The 20,583-nt window shown below is 33.7% G+C and carries 16 protein-coding genes and 1 riboswitch; of the genes, 7 read left to right on the plus strand and 9 right to left on the minus strand.

Annotated elements, in window-relative coordinates:
- Nucleotides 1-18: 18 nt before the first annotated feature.
- The 5 genes from IWX83_RS10900 to IWX83_RS10920 all read right to left on the minus strand — a co-directional run bounded on the left by IWX83_RS10900 (nucleotide 19) and on the right by IWX83_RS10920 (nucleotide 6,766).
- Entirely contained in the window at nucleotides 19-444 is a 426-nt protein-coding gene (locus IWX83_RS10900) for an OsmC family protein (protein ID WP_196829657.1), read from the minus strand.
- Nucleotides 445-937: 493 nt separating this feature from the next.
- Nucleotides 938-3,352 (minus strand): bifunctional aspartate kinase/homoserine dehydrogenase I, encoded by a 2,415-nt coding sequence (thrA, locus tag IWX83_RS10905; RefSeq protein ID WP_196829659.1) that lies wholly within the window; start codon nucleotides 3,350-3,352, stop codon nucleotides 938-940.
- Between the two features lie 17 nt (nucleotides 3,353-3,369).
- Nucleotides 3,370-4,332, minus strand: a complete 963-nt coding sequence (locus IWX83_RS10910; protein ID WP_231379947.1) for an alpha/beta fold hydrolase — start codon at nucleotides 4,330-4,332, stop codon at nucleotides 3,370-3,372.
- Nucleotides 4,333-4,410: 78 nt separating this feature from the next.
- Nucleotides 4,411-4,518: riboswitch (SAM riboswitch) on the minus strand.
- Nucleotides 4,519-4,751: 233 nt separating this feature from the next.
- Nucleotides 4,752-4,961, minus strand: coding sequence for a hypothetical protein (locus IWX83_RS10915; RefSeq protein ID WP_073355058.1), 210 nt, complete (start codon nucleotides 4,959-4,961; stop codon nucleotides 4,752-4,754).
- 512 nt (nucleotides 4,962-5,473) lie between these two features.
- A complete protein-coding gene (locus IWX83_RS10920; RefSeq protein ID WP_196829663.1) occupies nucleotides 5,474-6,766 on the minus strand; it encodes an O-acetylhomoserine aminocarboxypropyltransferase/cysteine synthase family protein in 1,293 nt (430 codons plus the stop codon).
- Between the two features lie 581 nt (nucleotides 6,767-7,347).
- Between IWX83_RS10920 and metK the strand changes: the two genes are divergently transcribed.
- The gene (gene metK, locus IWX83_RS10925; protein WP_073355055.1) at nucleotides 7,348-8,598 is read left to right on the plus strand and encodes a methionine adenosyltransferase; all 1,251 of its coding nucleotides are present in this window, start codon (nucleotides 7,348-7,350) and stop codon (nucleotides 8,596-8,598) included.
- 64 nt (nucleotides 8,599-8,662) lie between these two features.
- Here the strand turns inward: metK and IWX83_RS10930 are convergent, their stop codons facing one another.
- Nucleotides 8,663-11,413 (minus strand): carboxypeptidase-like regulatory domain-containing protein, encoded by a 2,751-nt coding sequence (locus IWX83_RS10930; protein ID WP_196829665.1) that lies wholly within the window; start codon nucleotides 11,411-11,413, stop codon nucleotides 8,663-8,665.
- Between the two features lie 60 nt (nucleotides 11,414-11,473).
- Complete coding sequence (locus IWX83_RS10935; RefSeq protein ID WP_196829667.1) at nucleotides 11,474-12,316, minus strand: GLPGLI family protein; 843 nt, start codon at nucleotides 12,314-12,316, stop codon at nucleotides 11,474-11,476.
- A 117-nt stretch (nucleotides 12,317-12,433) separates the two neighbouring features.
- Here IWX83_RS10935 and IWX83_RS10940 point away from each other — a divergent pair, with 117 nt between their 5' ends.
- Both IWX83_RS10940 and IWX83_RS10945 read left to right on the plus strand, forming a co-directional pair.
- Complete coding sequence (locus IWX83_RS10940; RefSeq protein WP_196829669.1) at nucleotides 12,434-13,978, plus strand: sensor histidine kinase KdpD; 1,545 nt, start codon at nucleotides 12,434-12,436, stop codon at nucleotides 13,976-13,978.
- Entirely contained in the window at nucleotides 13,971-14,651 is a 681-nt protein-coding gene (locus IWX83_RS10945) for a response regulator transcription factor (RefSeq protein ID WP_073355734.1), read from the plus strand. The genes IWX83_RS10940 and IWX83_RS10945 overlap by 8 nt, the downstream gene beginning before the upstream one ends.
- 7 nt (nucleotides 14,652-14,658) lie before the next feature.
- On the opposite strand, the gene IWX83_RS10950 is transcribed toward IWX83_RS10945, so the two are convergent.
- Nucleotides 14,659-15,567, minus strand: a complete 909-nt coding sequence (locus tag IWX83_RS10950; protein ID WP_196829671.1) for a GLPGLI family protein — start codon at nucleotides 15,565-15,567, stop codon at nucleotides 14,659-14,661.
- 114 nt (nucleotides 15,568-15,681) lie between these two features.
- Here IWX83_RS10950 and IWX83_RS10955 point away from each other — a divergent pair, with 114 nt between their 5' ends.
- From IWX83_RS10955 to IWX83_RS10970, 4 genes are all read left to right on the plus strand, one after another.
- Complete coding sequence (locus IWX83_RS10955) at nucleotides 15,682-16,473, plus strand: hypothetical protein (RefSeq protein WP_196829673.1); 792 nt, start codon at nucleotides 15,682-15,684, stop codon at nucleotides 16,471-16,473.
- Nucleotides 16,473-17,087: a deoxynucleoside kinase gene (locus IWX83_RS10960; RefSeq protein ID WP_091204248.1), complete on the plus strand. Its 615-nt coding sequence runs from the start codon at nucleotides 16,473-16,475 to the stop codon at nucleotides 17,085-17,087. Before IWX83_RS10955 ends, IWX83_RS10960 begins: the two co-directional genes overlap by 1 nt.
- A 214-nt stretch (nucleotides 17,088-17,301) precedes the next feature.
- Nucleotides 17,302-17,598, plus strand: coding sequence for a type II toxin-antitoxin system HigB family toxin (locus tag IWX83_RS10965; RefSeq protein ID WP_196829675.1), 297 nt, complete (start codon nucleotides 17,302-17,304; stop codon nucleotides 17,596-17,598).
- Between the two features lies 1 nt (nucleotide 17,599).
- Nucleotides 17,600-17,968 (plus strand): type II toxin-antitoxin system HigA family antitoxin, encoded by a 369-nt coding sequence (locus tag IWX83_RS10970; protein WP_196829677.1) that lies wholly within the window; start codon nucleotides 17,600-17,602, stop codon nucleotides 17,966-17,968.
- Between the two features lie 68 nt (nucleotides 17,969-18,036).
- Here IWX83_RS10970 and IWX83_RS10975 read toward each other — a convergent pair whose 3' ends face one another.
- Complete coding sequence (locus IWX83_RS10975; protein ID WP_196829679.1) at nucleotides 18,037-20,496, minus strand: sodium-translocating pyrophosphatase; 2,460 nt, start codon at nucleotides 20,494-20,496, stop codon at nucleotides 18,037-18,039.
- Between the last annotated feature and the right edge of the window lie 87 nt (nucleotides 20,497-20,583).

Below are 20,583 nucleotides of genomic sequence, written 5' to 3' on the forward strand. Positions count from 1 at the left end.
CCAAACACTTTGCTTAAACTACAATGGTTTATTATTCAAAACTACCTTGTAATGTATTGTTGCGGTTGGTTCTAATGTTTTAGAAACCGAGCAATATTTTTCAAAAGAAAGTTGTGCGGCTTTTGCGGCTTTGTCTTCCTTGATGTCACCTTCTAAATAAAAAACCACATGGATATTTTTAAAAGGTTTTGCTTCTCCAACTTGTACACGCTCGCCCTCAACCTCAGCTTTGAAAGAAGTGATTTCCTGACGCTGTTTCTTCAAAATCGAAATCATGTCAATGGCGCTGCACCCCGCAACTCCCATCAATACTAATTCCATTGGACTTGCACCCATATCGTTTCCACCAAATTCTGGTCGGCTATCTACGTTAACTAGATGTCCTCTTTCGTTTTTTAATTCGAAATGAAAATTGTCGTTTACTCTGTCTAATGTTATTTTCATATATTCCCCTCCCCAACCCTTTCGCCGCGGCGAAGAGGGAGCCAAGACTGGAGGCAGTCCCTTTTTTTAATAATTTATATTATATTACGACACGAATAGAAAAAGTAATATTGAAATAAGCCAGAACATACCATTGAACCGACCGTCCAAAAATAGTGCTCTATCCATTGTCCAGTAAGTATCAACACTGTTTCTTTTATGTTTTAAATAAAATAATTTGCTTAAAACATAATAAACAAGCTGTGCAATCATTGGCACAAATAATGAGTTAATGGCTGTATTCTTTCCCAAACCAATCAACACACTTATCGAAGCAATTAAAAATAATATTACATTTAAAATTAATAGTTTAAGAAAGCATTCTTTATTATCTAATTTACTTTTGTCAAACAAAAACAGAATTGAAATATTCATTCCAATTATAATAAAAATGACATTCATATCAATTGCTTTTTCTTACTGAACACTCAAAACTGATCACTGAACACTATTTTTACCCTTTATCCGATAATCTCAAAATATCTCCAAAAACGCCTCTTGCTGTTACCGCTGATCCTGCGCCTGCTCCTTGAATCACAATGGGTCTATCGCCGTAGGATTCAGTGTAAATTTCGAAGAAAGAATCAGAACCTTTTAAACCACCTAGCGCTGTATCTGATGGTACAGAAACTAATTTTACTTCTAGGTTTCCTTTATCATTTTGCAAATCACCTGACAATTCCCCAATGTAACGCAACACGTGATTCGGTTTTTGATCCGCTTTTATTTTAGCATAAATGGGATCAAATTCTGTCAATTTATTCAAGAAATCAGAAACATCTCCTTCACGTAAATGTTCTGGAATCAGATTTTGAATAGCAATTTCTTCAAACTCATTTTGCAAGTCTAATTCTCTAGCCAAAATCAACAATTTTCGACCTACATCGTTCCCACACAAATCTTCTCTTGGGTCTGGTTCTGTGTATCCGTTAGCAATAGCTTCCTTTAATATTTCACTAAAAGGAGCGTCTTTTGCAGAAAAATTATTGAATAAATAACTCAAAGTTCCTGAGAAAACGCCTTTGATTTTCGTGATGTTTTCACCTGACAGGTGCAATAATTTAATGGTATCAATCAACGGTAATCCTGCTCCAACATTCGTTTCATAAAGATAACTTTTTTGATTGTCAGCAAGGACTTTTCGCAATTTTTTATAAAAATTATAACTTAAGGTATTGGCTACTTTATTAGATGAAATTAAATCGAAACTACTTTCTATCAAAGTAACATAATTTTCAACAAATTCAGAACTTGCGGTATTATCTATGGCAATCAAATTCTCTAAATGATGCTCATTGGCATACCCGATTATGTCATTTATTGTATAGGAAAAACCATTATTTTGTATTTCGTTTTTCCAGTTTGGCGTAACACCATTTTTGTTTAAAAGCACATTACTAGAATTAGCAATAGCAAAAACATTCAACTTAATGTCTTTCCGTTTTTCAATAGCTGCTGCCGATTCTAATATTTGATTGATCAGCGTTCCTCCTACCAATCCATGCCCGAAAACAGCAATATTGATTTTCTTTGCAACACCAAAAATCTCCCCGTGAATCACGTTTAAAGCTTTGTTCAGTTGCGATTTTTTTACAACCAAACTCACGTTTTTACCCGTAACGGTATTATTGAAAAGTATTGGGACAATTTTATTTTTTATCAACGCCGTGTAGGGCTTGTGAAACGTACTCAAATCCTGGCCAATAATAGAAATTACCGAAACATCATCAGTGACCGTGATTTTATTGACATCTTTCGAATAAAAATCATTCTCGAATTCTTTCTCCAATTCAATCATGGCTTTCGTCGCTTTGTCAGCAGCTACGACTAAACCAATTCCTCTTTCTGATGAACCTTGAGAAATAATGCTTACGCTAATATCATTGTCGCCCATCACTCTGAAAATACGGGCATCAACACCGGTTTTTCCTAGCAATCCTCTTCCTTCCAGATTTACTAATGATACATTTTCAAGCACGGAAAGCGTTTTAATTCCTTCTTTATTTGAACTGGAAGTGATTAATGTTCCTTTATTTTCATGATTGAAGGTGTTCAAAATACGAAGTGGAATGTTTTTTTCCAATAAAGGAATAATCGTTTTGGCATGCAGAATAGTGGCGCCGAAATTGGCTATTTCATTGGCTTCATTAAATGACAAATGATCAATTTTCTTGGCATCAAGTACTAAATCCGGATTTGCGGTATAAATTCCGTCTACGTGCGTGTAGTTCTGTAATTCTTCTGCATCTAAATAATTAGCAATTAAGGAAGCGGTGTAATTACTGCCGTTTCTTCCTAAAGTGGTCGTGTCATTATTGGTATTAGAACCAATGAACCCGGTAACAATATTTACGGTTGTCCCGTTATTTTGTTTGAAATAATTAATGACATTTTTCTTCGAAATTTGTTCCAAAGGTTGTGCATCACCAAATTTTGAATCGGTTTTTATCAATTCTCTGGTATCGGCAAAACGGGCATTTATTCCATTTTCAACCAAAATAGACGTCAGTAATTTTGCCGAAAGCAATTCTCCTTTTGATAAAATCTGATCTTTTATTTTATTGCTAAAATCACCAATCAGACTTACGCCTTCGAATAATTTTTCTAAAACTGTAAATTCCTCTGATAAATCAACGTCTAGATAATCGTCTTGTTGGTATCTTTTAAAATCCTCAAATAACGGTTTATAATCACCATTCTTTGCAGCAACACTTAAAATGTCTTCCAATTCATCCGTAGCATTTCCTCTTGCCGAAACTACAATCGCAATTTCTTCTCCTTGATTTACTTTATCGGTAATAATCGCGACCACTTTATTTATTCCGTCGCCATTCGATAACGATTTACCTCCAAATTTTAATATTTTCATTGTGTAGTGTTTTTGGCTTAGAATATATCCTGAAGCAAATTGTGTAATTGTTTGTATTCTATCAAAAAAGCATCGTGTCCGTGAATGGAAACAATTTCCTGATAACTAACCTTATTTTTATATTTTTTTAATTCCTCGTAAGTTGCTTTATTTTCATTAGCCGTAAAAAACAAGTCTGAATTGATTCCAATAATATGAATATCAGCTTCAATTCGAGATGTTATTTCTTCGAATGAAGCGCTGTTTCTGGTAATATCAATCGTCTTTAACAACTGATTCATCATTTTGTACGACGAAATTTGAAAACGTTTCTGTAATTTTTCGCCATGATGTAACAACCAGCTTTCTACATTAAAAATGGCTAATTCCTCATTAATAGTTCGCTGAAATTTTGCAGCAAAAGATTCCGGAGTTCGATAACACAACATAGCATGAGTTCGAGCATCTTCAATAGGTTTCGAAGAATTTTTCAAAATTTGTTCTTGCAAAAAGCAATTGGCGATAAGCCAATCCGTCGATTTCCAATCGGTTGCAATAGGAATTAAATGTTGTGTGATTTTTGGTTCCAATGCAACCATTTCCCAAGCGATTCCTCCGCCAACAGAACCTCCAATAATCGCATACAGTTTTTTAATTTCAAGAAACCGAATCCCTTCAATAAAAATTCTGGCAATATCTCTTGCATTAAAATCCGAATAATTTTCGATACTAAAACCATCAAATCCATTTCCGGGAACATTAAACGCGAGAATTGTATATTTTGTAGTATCTATAGTTTTGTGTTCTCCAATTAGATCATTCCACCAACCGTTTTCTCCGAGAACTTGTGAATTTCCAGTTAAAGCATGATTTACCAAAACGATTGGAGCGCTGAGCAAAGCTGGTCCAAAAACTTGAAAACTTAAGTTTAAGGTAGCATAAAAAGCGCCACTTTCGGTGGTAAAATTTTGTAATGTAATAGATGTTGGTTTATTTTCCAATTGCAAATCTTTTATGATTTTTGACCTGTGTTTGGAAATATTAGAAAGAAAGCTAGGAGTTATCTAGACAAATTCTTAGTGTTATCTTTCCACGTTTGGCGTGGTAGAATGCAGCACCTTCTTCGATAAATCGAAGGGTTGCTAAGGCTTCATCAGGTCTAATCCCTCTGCCTTTCTTTATAACATTTCAATACGTTTGTGAACTTAATGACGCAAATTAACCACTATTTTTTGTAACAACCAAATTTTTATGCGCAATCGATTTTTTTGTTTGGTTTAAATAAAAACCTGAAACTAATAAACATAGAAATGTTATTTTGACGAAGTGACTCTAAACTATTTGGTATTATTACTTCGCCAAAATAACAATTTTGGACATTCTCTGGAAAATCTCAAAACCGAAAATTAATTCGGATTTCTTAAATAAAAAGCGCTTCATTCTCTTGTGAATACATTAGAAAAAGCAATGAATTGGGCACGGACTTTTGCGCCAGAGGATCGTTCTTTGAAACTTCAAACCTAGGATGAATCAGTTCGTTTTTAGAAACGTTCTCCTTCTCTTTTTTAGGTGTTAGGTCAATCCTTTTTAATAAATCGAAAGTTTTCGGAAAATACTTAGTTGTACTCATAATTTTAGGTGTTAGGTTATTAAACTCATTTGTGATCGCTACTTATTTTTAAAATTAATTTTAGAAACAAAAAACCCTTTTAGATCCATATCCAAAAGGGTTTTAAGTTGTGTTATGAACTTATACTTTTGGAATCAACAGACATAAAGAAACATCATAGCTTGGACCGTTGTCATCTTATTGGCTGTTACTTTAATCGTGTACTGAAATTTTAAATTAATCATGTATGCTTCTCTTTCTGTAAAAATTAGTCTTTTAGTCTTCAAAAAAAAAGCTTCCCGTTATCTGGGAAGCTTTTGCTATATAATTTGATTTAAAAATTATGCAATAAGCGACCCGCAGGAATTATCCTGTGCGACTTTGAACGTATTGCAAATATTAAATTTCATTTTTTTTATTTTAAAAATCAAATATGCGAATTATTTTCGGAATTTCCAAATAAAAAGCAGTAAAATATTTGGATTCAAACTGGTATTATATCCACTCGGTTTTTAGTAGCCAAATAGGAAACTTTATGCCAGTTGCCCTTTCTTTATACTTTCAAAAACGACTCTCAAATCTGTTTTTAAATCTTCTATATCTTCTAAACCAACAGAAAGACGAATTAAATCCTTAGAAACTCCCGTGGCAACTTGTTCTTCCTCAGATAATTGTTGGTGCGTTGTACTGGCGGGATGAATAATTAATGATTTAGTGTCACCAATATTAGCCAAAAGTGAGAATAATTTTGTTTCATCGGCGACTTTTTTGGCTGCTTCAAAGCCACCATGCAAACCAAAAGTAACCACGCCACTTTGCCCTTTTGGCAAATAGTGTTGCGCTAAAGCATAATATTTATTGGATTTCAATCCTGGATAATTGACCCATGCAACCGCTTCCTGAGTTTCCAACCACTGCGCGAGAGCCAAGGCATTTTCACTGTGTCTCTGAATTCTTATTGGTAAGGTTTCTAATCCTTGAATGATCTGAAATGCATTAAACGGACTCAGTGCAGCGCCGTAATCACGCAATCCTTCAATTCGAACTTTAGCAATAAAAGCCGCATTTCCTAACGCCTCGTGATACACTAATCCGTGATAACCTGCAGACGGCTCCGTGAATTCTGGGAACTTTCCATTGGTCCAATCAAAATTTCCTGCATCAATAACTACTCCTCCAAGCGAAGTTCCGTTTCCAGTAATGTATTTTGTCAAAGAATGAATAACAATATCAGCGCCGTATTGGATAGGATTTAATAAGTAAGGCGAAGCAACAGTATTATCTACAATTAATGGCACTTGAGCTGCTTTGGCCTCAACCGAAATCGCTTTTAAATCCAAAACATCTAATTTTGGATTTCCCAAAGATTCCACAAAAATTGCTCTGGTATTTTCTTGAACTGCATTTTTAAAATTAGCGGCATCAGATGGATCTACAAATGTGGTGGTAATACCTAACCGAGGCAACGTAACTTTTAATAAATTATAGGTGCCGCCATACAAACTATTTGAAGCTACAATGTGATCGCCAGCTTTTAACAGTACTAGTAATGTAGTAGCAATGGCTGCCGTTCCAGAAGCTGTAACTACTGCACCAATTCCACCTTCTAGGATGGCTAAGCGCTGTTCCAGTATATCATTTGTAGGATTATTTAATCTTGTGTAAATAAATCCGGGCTCCGCAAGGCCAAAAAGATTAGCGGCATGATCCGAATTATTAAAAACATAAGAGCTTGTTTGATAAATAGGAACAGCTCTGGTTCCTGCGTTTTTTGTTACGTCGTGTCCCGCGTGTAATGCGTTTGTTGCAAATTTCTGTGTGCTCATAAGGTTTAATTTTTAAGATTAATTGGTTGTTTTTGTTACTAATAGTTACTCTTTACGCTTCCTTTCTACTGCCGTTATTAATTTTCGAAATAAAAATTCACTGAGGCCATTTATTCCATAAAAAAACCCCTGCTAATAGCAGAGGCCTTATCTATATAATTTACGTTTTAAAACTATACAACAGCGCACTCTGCGGAAAACTCCGGCATCATAAAACACATATTGACAGCGATAAATTTCATTTTTTTCTTTTTGATGAAACAAATTTGCAAACTTTAATTGACACCACCAAATAAAAATCAATTTATTTCTACTTCCCTATAGACTAAGTAGGATATGTTAAATTAACTTTTATTTAAATTAAAAAATACAAAAGATTAATTTACAATTCAAAATGGTTTCATACCTTTGCACCCGAATACAAGAGGAAAAATTTGAACTGATTGCAACCTCTTCATAATGAAATCAATTCATTGTGAATACTGAAAATTTTTCAGTAGAAAAAATGCTAAAGCAGAAACTCTCCTTTAGTCCTTTTCAGCAATTATTTTTCCTCGCTTAATTTAAAAATAATAATAATTATGGCCTATTTATTTACGTCAGAATCTGTAAGCGAAGGACATCCAGACAAAATTGCAGATCAAATTTCGGACGCATTAATTGATAATTTTTTGGCATTTGATGCTGATTCAAAAGTAGCTTGTGAAACTTTAGTAACAACTGGTCAAGTAATTTTGGCTGGTGAAGTAAAATCAAATACCTATTTAGATGTACAACATATCGCTCGTGAAGTAATCCGAAAAATTGGTTACACTAAAAGCGAATACATGTTTGAAGCCAATTCTTGTGGAATCCTTTCTGCTATTCACGAACAATCTGCTGACATTAATCAAGGTGTTGACAGAGCAAATCCTGAAGAACAAGGAGCTGGTGACCAAGGAATGATGTTTGGTTACGCAACGAATGAAACCGAGAATTACATGCCATTGGCACTTGATTTGTCTCATAAATTATTACAAGAGTTAGCGATTTTAAGACGTGAAAATAACGAAATAACGTATTTACGTCCAGATGCTAAATCTCAAGTAACTTTAGAATACAGCGATGACAACAAACCAACTCGTATTGATGCTATTGTAATCTCTACACAACATGATGATTTTGATGAAGAAGCAACAATGCTTGCAAAAATCAAAAAAGATCTTGTTGAAATATTGATTCCAAGAATCATTGCAAAAAATCCAGCTCACGCTCATTTGTTTAATGATGCTATTCAATACCATATTAATCCAACTGGAAAATTCGTAATTGGTGGACCACACGGAGATACTGGATTGACAGGAAGAAAAATCATTGTGGATACTTACGGTGGAAAAGGTGCTCACGGTGGTGGTGCATTCTCAGGAAAAGATCCAAGTAAAGTAGATAGAAGTGCGGCGTATGCTACACGTCATATCGCTAAAAACTTAGTTGCAGCGGGTGTTGCTGATGAGATCTTAGTACAAGTTTCGTATGCAATTGGTGTGGCTAAACCAATGGGTATTTTTATTGATACGTATGGAACTTCAAAAGTGAATTTGACCAATGGTGAAATCGCCAAAAAAGTAGAAGCTATTTTTGATATGCGTCCTTACTTTATTGAGCAACGCTTAAAGTTAAGAAACCCAATCTACAGCGAAACTGCTGCTTACGGGCACATGGGACGTACTCCAGAAACGGTTACTAAAACTTTTACTGCTCCAGGAGGATTAACAAAAACCGTGACCGTTGATTTGTTTACTTGGGAAAAACTAGATTTCGTTGACCAAGTTAAAACTGCTTTTGGATTGTAATCTAAAAATACTGTCTTAAATAAAAAAGGGGATTTTGTTCAGTCAAAATCCCCTTTCTGTTTTATTAAATATTATACTTTAAAATAAACGTTACGAATCGGGGCAAAATAATGTTTTCATTGGCATTGAAACCATTCACGCTAAACGTATTATTCAATCTTGATCTTGTATCGAGAAGATTATTAGCCTGAATTCTGTATTCAAATTTTGAGTCTTTTTTGATATAATTTAGACTCGCCGTCATAATTTTAAAATTATTGGCCACTCCAGTACTTTCATTTTTAAAGCGATTAAACGAATAATCCCAATTGATATTCAACCCGTTTAAGAAATAATAATTTAGCTTAACACTTGGCGTTTGCGTTGTGAAACGAGTAGAGGCTTGCTCTGAAAAATTAATTCGGTACCCTAAATCAATGTTGGGATATTTCTTAAATTGTGTTGCCAAAGCAATGTTATAGCCATGAGTTACATTTTCAATTCCTTGAATGAATTCCTGTGTATTGCCATTAACTACGCTTCGGTTTAAAACAAAATTTTTGTTCCAACTGGCATTAATACCAGCTGTTGCTTTGTAATACTTTTGAAAACTTTTGGAGTAAAATAAATTTCCGTTTACACTTTCATTTTCTGCATCTAAATTTAAACGGTCTGACGTAGAATAAATACTTTGGAATGAAATCCCATTTACCACTGGATTTTTTGTAGTCGTATACGCAATATTACCAAAAATTGTCGTGAAGTTGTATAAATTATATTTGGAATAATTCAATCTATGCGAAGTAACAAGAGAATTTTCCAGTTGTGCATTACCTCTTGCAATGCTGTTGAAATTAGTAAAAATATTACCTTCCACTAACGAGTTTACATCATTGAATCCGTTTCTTACAGTAAAATTATACGTTACATTTTCAGATTTTTTCAAGTCCCAACGCGCAAACATATCCGGTAAAAAACGAGTAAAATTCAATTGAAACGGATTAGCAAACTGCTGATTGTTTGTGTTGTATTGATGAATTGAAAAACCTGGATTAAAAGTAAACTTACCCACAATAAATTTATAATGTACCCCTAAAAACACATCATTAAAAGTATAGCGAACATCATTGTTATAGGCAGCTTGTTCTACAGGATTAACAGAATTGTCTTCTAAAATTTGTAAAATACTTGAATTATAGGTTTGGAAAGCATTTGTATTTCCTGCCGTTAGATTCAGTATACTTTTGTTTGAAATTTGATAGTAATAATCGACTTTAGCATCTAATTTATTGGTTTTAACAAACCTTGACTGTTCTATATTTAAAGTGTTTTCATTTACAAAAACAGCACTTGGATCATTCGGATCTTGCGAGGTACTATTTTGATAGGGATTAACAGATAGCTGCGGATTATAAAAAGGATCTTCATCCTCATATTGATGCTGCATCTCGAGCACCCAAGTACTTTTTGGATTTTGCGTGTAGAATAAATTAAGACTCTGATTGAATGATACCGGAGCTTGTTTCTGAAAAGCAATAACCGTATTAGAATTTGACACCATTGAACCATTGTTCATCGAACTAAAATCCGTTTGGCTATTATCCACATCCTGTTGATCATTTTTTCTAAAGAACGCATCATAATCCAATTGAAAGTTATCATTTGCTTTGTACTTAGACCCGAATTTGGCAATAAATGCATTGTTTTTAGAATCCGTTTTATTTTTTCTATTTTCTAAGGTCGCTATATTTGTGGTATTAGGTTCAAAAATACCTCTTTCAGAATTTGTAATAGACTGATTAAATGTAGCAGAATAGGCCGCAAAACCAGATAAAGTCCATTTTTTAGAAACGGAATGATTCAAATTTAAAGCACCAAATTTATCGCTGGCCTTGGCAACATTATCGCCACCAGAAAGTCCAAAGAAATTTCGATTTAAGTTCAATGTAGTTCCACTTCTACCAATTGTATTCCTAGCACCACCGGTTATCCTGAAAAAATCAGCAGAAGTTAAGGAGACTTCTCCAATAGTATTCAAATTTACAATGGAGTTGATACTCGTCTTTGGGGAATAATAAAATAATTTTGGATTAAAAATATAGCCTTTGTCATTCGCTAAACCACCGCTTACATCACCAAACCAAAATTTATCTTTTCCTTTTTTAAGTTTTATATTTAGCGCAATATCATCGTTATTGTTCTCAAGGCCTTTCATTTGAGACACCTCATTGAAATTGCGCATCACTTGAATTTTATCTACAGCATCCGAAGGTATATTTTTTGAGCCTAATTTGGTATCTCCCTCCATAAATGGCTTTCCGTTAACAAATAGTTTAGCCACTTTTTTACCCTCTACTTGTACTTGACCATCCGCCATTACTTCAAATCCAGGCAATTTCTTAAAAACATCTTCTAGCTTTCGCTCTTCACCTGTTTTAAATGAATCGGCATTATAAACAATGGTATCGCCTTTTATAGAAACGGGCATTTCGCGCACAATTTCGACGCCATCTAATTCAATCCCGCCAGATTCCATCGTAATATTTTGCACCATGTTTTCTGATCGCGTTGTCACAGTGACTTCTTTATTTTGCATTCCAAGGTAACTCAACTTAATCACATAAGCAGTATTGGGCTTTAAGTTCAAAACATACTTCCCTTTATCCGTAGTAATGGCATAGCCATCCATAGCTTTGGTAGCTTGATTGACCGCCATAACATTAGCCATTTCTAAAGGCGATTTACCTATATCTTGGATTACACCTTCTAAACGAATGTTTTGTGCGTAAGTAATTGAGGTAATACAGAAAAATAAAAAAAGGTATAGCTTTTTCACTGAGTTGGTTTTTGAGTATGACACATTAGTCATGAAAAGGTTTAATTTGTTACAAAACGACTAATTTGTGAAGGTTCTATAAATGATATTGCCATTCTTATCTTTCATGCTATCCATTTTAATTTTTTGTTCTTTGTCGAATTCTTTTTGAGTTAAAACTTTTCCTGTATGTGGAGCTTTAATTTTCACTTTAGCCTCACTATTTAAAACCACTTTATTACATAGAAAAGTAACTTCTCCATCATTTAATTCCAAAATTAAACCTGGCAGGCCTGAATATTTACCTGGCCCATGATTAACCGGGATTTCTAATGTATACCAAGCACTAACAATTTTATCTTTGGGCTCGTTCATTGGAAATAAATTTGTTCTCAGATTAAATTTATTCTTTAAATAATCCTGATACTCTTCTTTTTGAGCAGTAGAAATCTTAATTATAGTCACAGCCTTATAGCAAAAGTATTCCCCAATTTTTTTAGTTTCTTTTTTTAACTGCCAATCCCAATTTTTTAATTCATCCGTAATAAGATATTCTTTTTCAAAAATCTCCTCTTCAAAAATTTGTTTTTTCACCTTCCTATCCATGTATTTTTTCCCTCCACGTGAAATAGAAATAGTCATTCCGCTGTCACTTTTCCTTATTGGCTCAAGCTTTTGTTCTTCTTCAAATACAGATTCCATTTTATTAAAAGTTAACGAATAAGTTTTTCGTGAAACTTTTTCCAATTCATTTTGAAATAGCTCATCAAACTCAACATTGCCAGACGACTTGATCTCACCGTCATTTCTCTCTAATTTAATTTTAGATTGATAAATCGCTTTACCACTAAAATCCTGAGCAATAGTCAAATTGACAGTGTTAAAAATTACAGTCAAATAAATCAACTTTAATACATTTTTCATTTTATAGTTTTTAAGATATTTGACAAATTAAGTTCTAAATAACCACAATAATAGTTAATCAAAGTTAACGATTGTTAACGGCTCCATTTAAAACCATTTAGTTCTTATATTTGAAAAATGAAAGTGAAAAACTATACCTCAATTATTATTTTTATAAGCATTACCATTTTGGCAACCATCGGCTTACAGGTATATTGGAATATTAAAAACTACAAGGAAAATAAGCAAAGATTGATTAATGATGTACAAATTGCTTTTGACAATAGTAGTGAATTTTATTATATCGAAGAATCAAAAGAAAATTATATCGGTTTTGTAAACCGAGATGATTCCGTTTCTGATGAGCAATTTATGGATGACTTAAAACTTGACACGGTTTTTAAAAACTATAAAGCAAAAAAAGAGCAGCTTAAAATTTCAAAATTTGATTCAGTAAAATCCAAAATAAGTTCTCGTTCAGAAACAATTAATTCTATAAAATCGGATTCGAAAATCATTAAAAACCAGAAAGAAAACAATAAAAAAATAATTGCTACTGTTAAACCTATATCCAAGAGGAATTCCTCTGTAGTGGTATTACGAGGAAAAAGTGCAACAGATAGCCTCTTAAAAATAAGAGGTTCTAGAAGTAGAATTGTAATCTCTATGGTTAAAGACTCTATTTCTTTTAAGAAATTAAATAAAGCTTTAGATAACGAACTTTCTCGAAAAAAAATTATTGTTAATTATACTATAGAACATTTTAAAAGAGATACTCTTTTTGATAAATTTGAAAAAGACACATCAATCAAATCGGCTGAATTACCACTTTCTACTTTCTCAAAATCAGCTAATCTTCCTGTTAATGAAAAATTGAAAATTTCATTTTCTGAACCTATAGAACTACTTGTAAAAAGAAGCATGATTGAAATAATTCTTTCGTTACTGTTATCGCTTTCTATTATTGGATGTTTATTTTATCTATTGAAAATTATAAACCGTCAAAAAAAGATTGATGAAATCAAAAACGATTTAATTAGCAATATTACCCACGAGTTCAAAACGCCTATTACCACTATTTCTTCAGCGATAGATGGAATCAAGAATTTTAATTCCAATAATGATCCCAAAAAAACTAATCGTTACTTAGACATAGCAAACCACCAATTAGAAAAGTTAGCAAATATGGTTGAGAAACTTTTGGAAACTGCCTCGTTAGAATCTGACAAGCTTACCATAAACAAAGAACCGCTGAATATAGTTCAATTATTGGAAACTAATATTGAGAAACACCTATTGAATACCTCTACCAAAACCATCTCTTTTCGTTCGAATTATAAGGAACTAATAATGAATGTGGATGCATTTCATTTTGAAAATGCAATTTCAAATCTAATTGATAACGCTCTAAAATATGGCGGAAATCAAATTGAAGTTAGATTAAAATTAGACCAAAAAAAGATAGAAATAACAGTACAAGACAATGGAATTGAGATTGATAGAAATCAACGTGAAAAGATTTTCGAAAAGTTTTATAGAATTCCAAAAGGGAATATCCATGATGTGAAAGGCTTTGGCATAGGCTTATATTATTCGCAAAAAATTATAGAAAAACATCAAGGAACACTTGAGCTAATCGTGAATTCAAAAAACATTTTTAAAATCACACTAGCGAATGTCTAAAAAAATAAGAATAATACTAGCCGAAGACGAACCAGCCTTAGCACAAATCATTAAGGAAAGTTTAGAAACTAGAAATTTTGAGGTTATTCTCTGTAAAGACGGCGAAGAAGCTTTTGATGCTTTTAAAAATGAAAAAATAGAGCTAGTAGTTTTGGATGTCATGATGCCAAAGAAAGATGGATTTTCAGTAGCGAAAGATATTCGAAAATTAGATAATAAGATTCCCATAGTTTTTCTCACTGCTAAATCACAAACTCAAGATGTAGTTGATGGATTTAATTTTGGTGGCAATGACTACCTAAAAAAACCTTTTAGCATGGAAGAACTAATTGTTAGAATCCACTCTCTTCTTGGAAGAAAAATTAATCTTAAAAACGACGAAAACATTCTAATTGGCAACTATGTTTTTAATCTTACTAAACAAACCTTACATTGTTCTGAAGCAATAATCTCATTAACCCATCGCGAAGCTGTCCTATTAGACTTACTATCTGAAAATAAAAACAAAATAGTTAACCGTTCTTTAATTTTAAATAAAATTTGGGGAAATGATGATTTTTTTACTGGTAGAAGTATGGATGTTTTTATTACAAAGTTGAGAAAAAAATTAAGCCTTGATCCCAACATTCAAATTATTAATGTTCGTGGTCAAGGCTGTAAATTAATTTGTTAAAATAAGGTTACCCTCCAAAACGAATTTGCATACCGCCATTTCCACCACGTGCTTGGTTCATTTCCCTAAACTCTTCCATTTTTTTTACTACAGCTTCGTCATATTCTTTTTGAGAAATTACTTTACCTTTAGTTGAAGGTTTTATTTCTCCTTTTTCTTTGGGATTTAAAACGACTTTAGAACACAAAATAATTGTTTTACCATCATTCACTTCCAAAATCAATCCCGGCAATCCCCAATATCCTTCTGGACCTTGATTTACGGGGATTTCTGGTGTATACCATGCCGTAATCGTAATTTCTTTTGGCAATTCTACAGCATCTAGGAAATTAGTTTTCTTCTCAGCAGCAGGCTTGTCTGATTCTTTTTTGTCTTCCTCTTTCTTGGCCTCTTCTCTTTTAGGTCTAAAGTTTCTAAAGTCAGTTGCACTTGGCGCTTTTACAGCCGTTGCTTTGTAACACGTGTAACCACCAATCACTCTGGTCTCCCCTTCCATCTTCCATTGTAAATTGGGTAATGAATCCTTTATAAGAAACTCTTTTCCCATAAACTCTTTATCAATAGTATAGGATTTCTCTTTTACGTTTTTGTAATAGGTTCCGCCACCGCCAGTCATCGAACTCATCATTCGCATTCCACCACCAGCTTGTGCGGTAGCGTCAAGTTTTTCTTCTTCTTTGTAAATTGATGCCGATTTATTAAAATTAAGAATAAACGTTTTTTCAAACATTTTCTTCATTCTTTCTTCAATCATTTTTTGCATATCTGGAGTCATATTTTTGTTCCCCTCCATTCGAGTTTTAAAATCGGAAGTACTCGTTTTCGATTCATAAACCGCCATTCCTTGAAATTCCTGAGCATGAAGTCCCATGAATGATGCGACTGCTAATACTAATGTGAAAATTACTTTATACATAACTATTGGATTTTGATAAATAAGACTGAAAAATGCTATTTTTGTTACAAGTATTATGTTAAATAACAATAAGACTCTCCTAATTATATTTGGTTTAATCGTAATTTCGCTTTTATGAAGAAATTAGTACTTTTACTTTTTATCGCTTCTTTTTCAGTGGTTTTTGGTCAAACACAAAATCCAACGGTTGTAAGAATGGACTCTATTCGTTTTAATGGAGATGCCTTTTTAGGATACGATTCTTTTGGTTTTTATTACACCATTAATAACAATGTTTTTTCTAAGATAAATAAAAGAGAAACTTTAGAATATAAAAATGTTTCATTAGGCAAAATCACTAAAGTTGACCTACAAAATCCGCTTAAAATTGTATTGTTTTATGAAAATTTCAACACCGTTGTCACTTTAGACAATCAATTGAATGAAACCCAAAAAATTAATTTTTCAGAAAATCTAATTCCAATCGTAGCAACGGCCATTGGAATAGCCTCTCAAAATCAGCTTTGGGTATACAACAGTATGAATCAGCAGCTGGGACTTTATGATTATTTAAGTGCTACTTATAAAACCATTTCGGTACCTTTTACAGAAAGCATCAAGAATTATGTTTCTGACTTCAATGTATTTCATTGGATTGATATTAAAAACAACTGGTACATGAGTGATATTTTTGGAAAAATAACCAGTAATGGGAAGGTTCCTGATTTTGATTCCATTTCCATTATTAATCAAAATCAATTTATGTATTCTAAGAACTCCGTTTTGATTTTACATGATTTAGAAAAAGAAACCAAAACTCAAATTGAAATTTCAGAAAAAACGTTTAAAAAATTCTATTACAAGGACCAAATTTTATCTATTTTTACAGCAACAGGAATTACAAATTATAAAATCACAATACCATAATGCACATAGCAATAGCAGGAAATATAGGTTCTGGAAAAACAACTTTGACACGTTTATTAGCGAAACATTTTAAGTGGGAACCGCATTATGAAGATGTAGTAGACAATCCTTATTTAGATGATTTTTACCATCAAATGGAGCGCTGGTCCTTTAATTTACAAATTTATTTCTTGAATAGTCGGTTCCGTCAGGTCATGCAAATTCGAGAAAGCGGTAAAAAGATCATACAAGACCGAACCATTTATGAAGATGCGCATATTTTCGCACCAAACTTATATGCAATGGGCTTGATGACCAATCGCGATTTTCAGAATTACTCTTCTCTTTTTGAATTAATGGAATCAACGGTTAAAGCACCGGACTTATTGATCTATTTAAGAAGTTCCATTCCTAATCTAGTAGGGCAAATTCACAAACGCGGTCGCGAATACGAAAACTCGATTTCTATTGACTATTTGAGTCGCTTGAACGAACGCTATGAAGGCTGGATTCAAACCTACGATAAAGGAAAATTATTAATTATCGATGTGGACAACATCAATTTTGTGGACAATCCAGAAGATTTAGGAACCATTTTTAATCGCATTGATGCTGAGTTGAATGGGTTGTTTTAAAATCGTCTCCCCAACCCTCTCCGAAGGAGAGGGAGCAATAACGGAATAAAAATACATACAAACAATAATGCCTCGCAATTGCGGGGCATTATTGTTTATGAGGTTTTCCAAAAATCTACATTCGTTTCGCATCTCAATAAGTATAAATCAAAAGGTAAAAATTACTTTTCCCAAATAGGGAATTTTTAACTATCTTTGACGTAGAAAATAACGTATGAGAATAATCGCAAAAAGAACCTTACAAAATTTTTGGGAGCAATATCCAAACTCAAAACAACAATTATTAGCTTGGTATCAGGTATTTGATAAGAAAGTTTTTGAGAATTCGAATACTATAAAATCAATTTTTGGTTCAGCTGATTTTATTGGAAATAATAAAGTCGTATTTAATATTTGTGGCAACCATTATCGATTAATCGTAAAAATTAATTATGTAACACAAATTGTCTATATTTTGTTTATTGGAACTCATCTTGAATATGACAATTTGAAAGATATTAAAAACTTATAAAATGGAAATAAATCCTATAAAAACAGAAAAAGATTATGATTTAGCTCTAGAGAGAATAAACATTCTTTTTGATGCTAAACCAAACACGAATGAGGGTGATGAATTAGATATTCTAGTTACCCTTATAGAAAAATATGAACAAATACATTATCCTATTCCTGAGCCAGATCCTATTGAAGCAATAAAGTTCATGATGGAGCAAAACGGACTTACAGATGCTGATTTAGGGGTGATTTTAAACAGTCGTTCTAGAGTTACTGAAATTTTCAAACGTAAAAGAGCTTTAACAATTAAACAAATTAGAGTTTTAACAGAAACACTTCATATTCCAGCTTCTACTTTAATCAGAGAATATGCATTAGAACAATAATTTTTTAATTTCAAACAATAAATGCCTCGCAAAATTTGCGAGGCATTTATTATGTACAAGACTTTATATTATTTCAAAGAATCAATCTTAGCCTGAACTTCTTCGTCAGTTCCTTCAAAACTTTGAATATCTTCTTTCCCGTTTATGGTTGTTTTGATTGTAGCTTTTACTTTTCCATCAACATTCGTTTTTTCGATAGCAACTTCTTTAGACATCATATGATTTGGCATTGCTGCTGCATTCATAAATTTACACGTTTTACTGACACAACCATTGGCCATACATTCTTCTTTAGACATAGACGTGCACATTTCAGTCGAAGCGCAGCAAGCCGCTTTATCAGAAATAGTATGACTTCCATTTCCTAATATTGGAGCAATTACCAAGCCTATTAAACAAGTCAACTTAATCAAAATATTCATGGATGGACCAGACGTATCTTTGAACGGATCTCCTACAGTATCTCCGGTAACTGCTGCCTTGTGTGCATCAGAACCTTTATAGGTCATTTCACCATTGATTAACACTCCTGCTTCAAATGATTTTTTAGCATTGTCCCAAGCACCACCAGCATTGTTTTGAAATACAGCCCAAAGCACACCTGAAACAGTTACTCCAGCCATATACCCTCCAAGCATTTCGGCAATTAATTGATTATTATCTCCATAAACTAATTTTCCAAGCAAAACAATTGCAATTGGAAAACCTATAGTCAAAACCCCAGGCAGCATCATTTCGCGTAAGGCGGCTTTAGTCGAAATGTCCACACATTTGGCGTATTCTGGCTTCCCTGTTCCTTCCATAATTCCAGGAATTTCTCTGAACTGGCGGCGTACTTCATACACCATATCCATGGCTGCTTTTCCAACAGAATTCATGGCCAAAGCAGAAAAAACTACGGGTATCATTCCGCCCACAAATAACATTGCTAAAACGGGTGCTTTAAAAATATTGATTCCGTCAATTCCTGTAAACGTTACATACGCCGCAAACAAAGCCAGTGAAGTCAATGCAGCCGAAGCAATTGCAAATCCTTTCCCAGTGGCTGCCGTTGTGTTGCCTACAGAATCTAAAATATCTGTTCTCATACGCACTTCTTTTGGCAATTCACTCATTTCCGCAATTCCACCCGCGTTGTCTGATATAGGTCCAAAAGCATCAATTGCAAGTTGCATCGCTGTTGTTGCCATCATTGCTGAAGCCGCCAAAGCCACACCATAGAATCCTGCGAAAGCATAGGAAGTCCAAATTGCAGCAGCAAATAACAAAACAGTAGGAAAAGTCGAAATCATTCCCGTTGCTAAACCTGCAATTACGTTAGTTCCTGCGCCCGTACTTGATTTTTGCACAATCGCCATAACAGGTTTTGTACCCAAACCAGTATAATATTCGGTTACTGATGAAATAACTGCACCTACTACTAATCCAACAATGGTAGCATAAAACACACGCATCGACGAAATTTCTTTAGTTCCTTCGCCAAAGAAATCCATTTTCATGGTTTCTGGTAACATGTATTGCACTAAAAAGAAACAAGCAACAGCGGTCAATAAAATAGAAACCCAGTTTCCTATATTCAACGCTTTTTGAACTTGTGCTTCTTTTGCATTTTCATCCGTAATTTTTACCAACATGGTCCCGATAATAGAAAATAAAATTCCAAAACCAGCAATGGCCATAGGCAATAAAATAGGTCCTATTCCGCCGAAGGCATCTTGAATATTTCCACCCATGTCTTTGATCACATAATTCCCTAGAACCATAGCAGCCAATACGGTCGCAACATACGAACCAAATAAATCGGCGCCCATTCCGGCCACATCGCCTACATTATCTCCTACGTTATCCGCAATTGTGGCTGGATTACGAGGATCATCCTCTGGAATTCCTGCTTCAACTTTACCTACTAAATCAGCTCCAACATCGGCAGCTTTAGTGTAAATTCCGCCTCCAACACGAGCAAACAAAGCGATCGATTCTGCTCCAAGAGAAAATCCAGCTAATGTTTCCAGAACAATAGTCATGTCTTCGGTCGAAGTCCAAACGCCGTTCATAAAAAAGTGAAAGAAGAATATAAAGAAAGTGGTTAATCCTAAAACGGCTAATCCTGCAACACCTAATCCCATCACCGTTCCACCACCAAAAGAAACCTTTAAAGCTTGTGGTAGACTAGTGCGAGCGGCTTGAGTCGTTCTAACATTAGTTTTGGTTGCAATTTTCATCCCCATATTTCCAGCTAAAGCCGAGAAAAATGCTCCAAAAACGAAAGCAACAACTATCAATATATGTGTCGTAGGAACAATAAACGAGATTGCTGCCAATACGGCACTGGCACCAATTACAAAGAAAGTTAATAAACGATATTCTGCTTTCAGGAAGGCCAAAGCGCCTTCATAAATATAATCTGAAATCTCTTTCATTTTACCATCCCCTGGATTTTGTTTCAAAACCCATGCTCGCTTTGTAAACATGAATGCCAGTCCAATGAATGCCATGGCGATTGGCAAATAAATCATAATTGTATTCATAATTTTGGTTTGGTTTTTAGTTAATAGTTATAGTGTAACCAAACGAATTTAAACAAAAAAGCAATACTCCTAACGGAATATTGCTTT

The sequence above is a fragment of the Flavobacterium sp. CG_9.1 genome (genome assembly GCF_015751645.1).
Classification (GTDB): Bacteria; Bacteroidota; Bacteroidia; order Flavobacteriales; family Flavobacteriaceae; genus Flavobacterium; species Flavobacterium xanthum.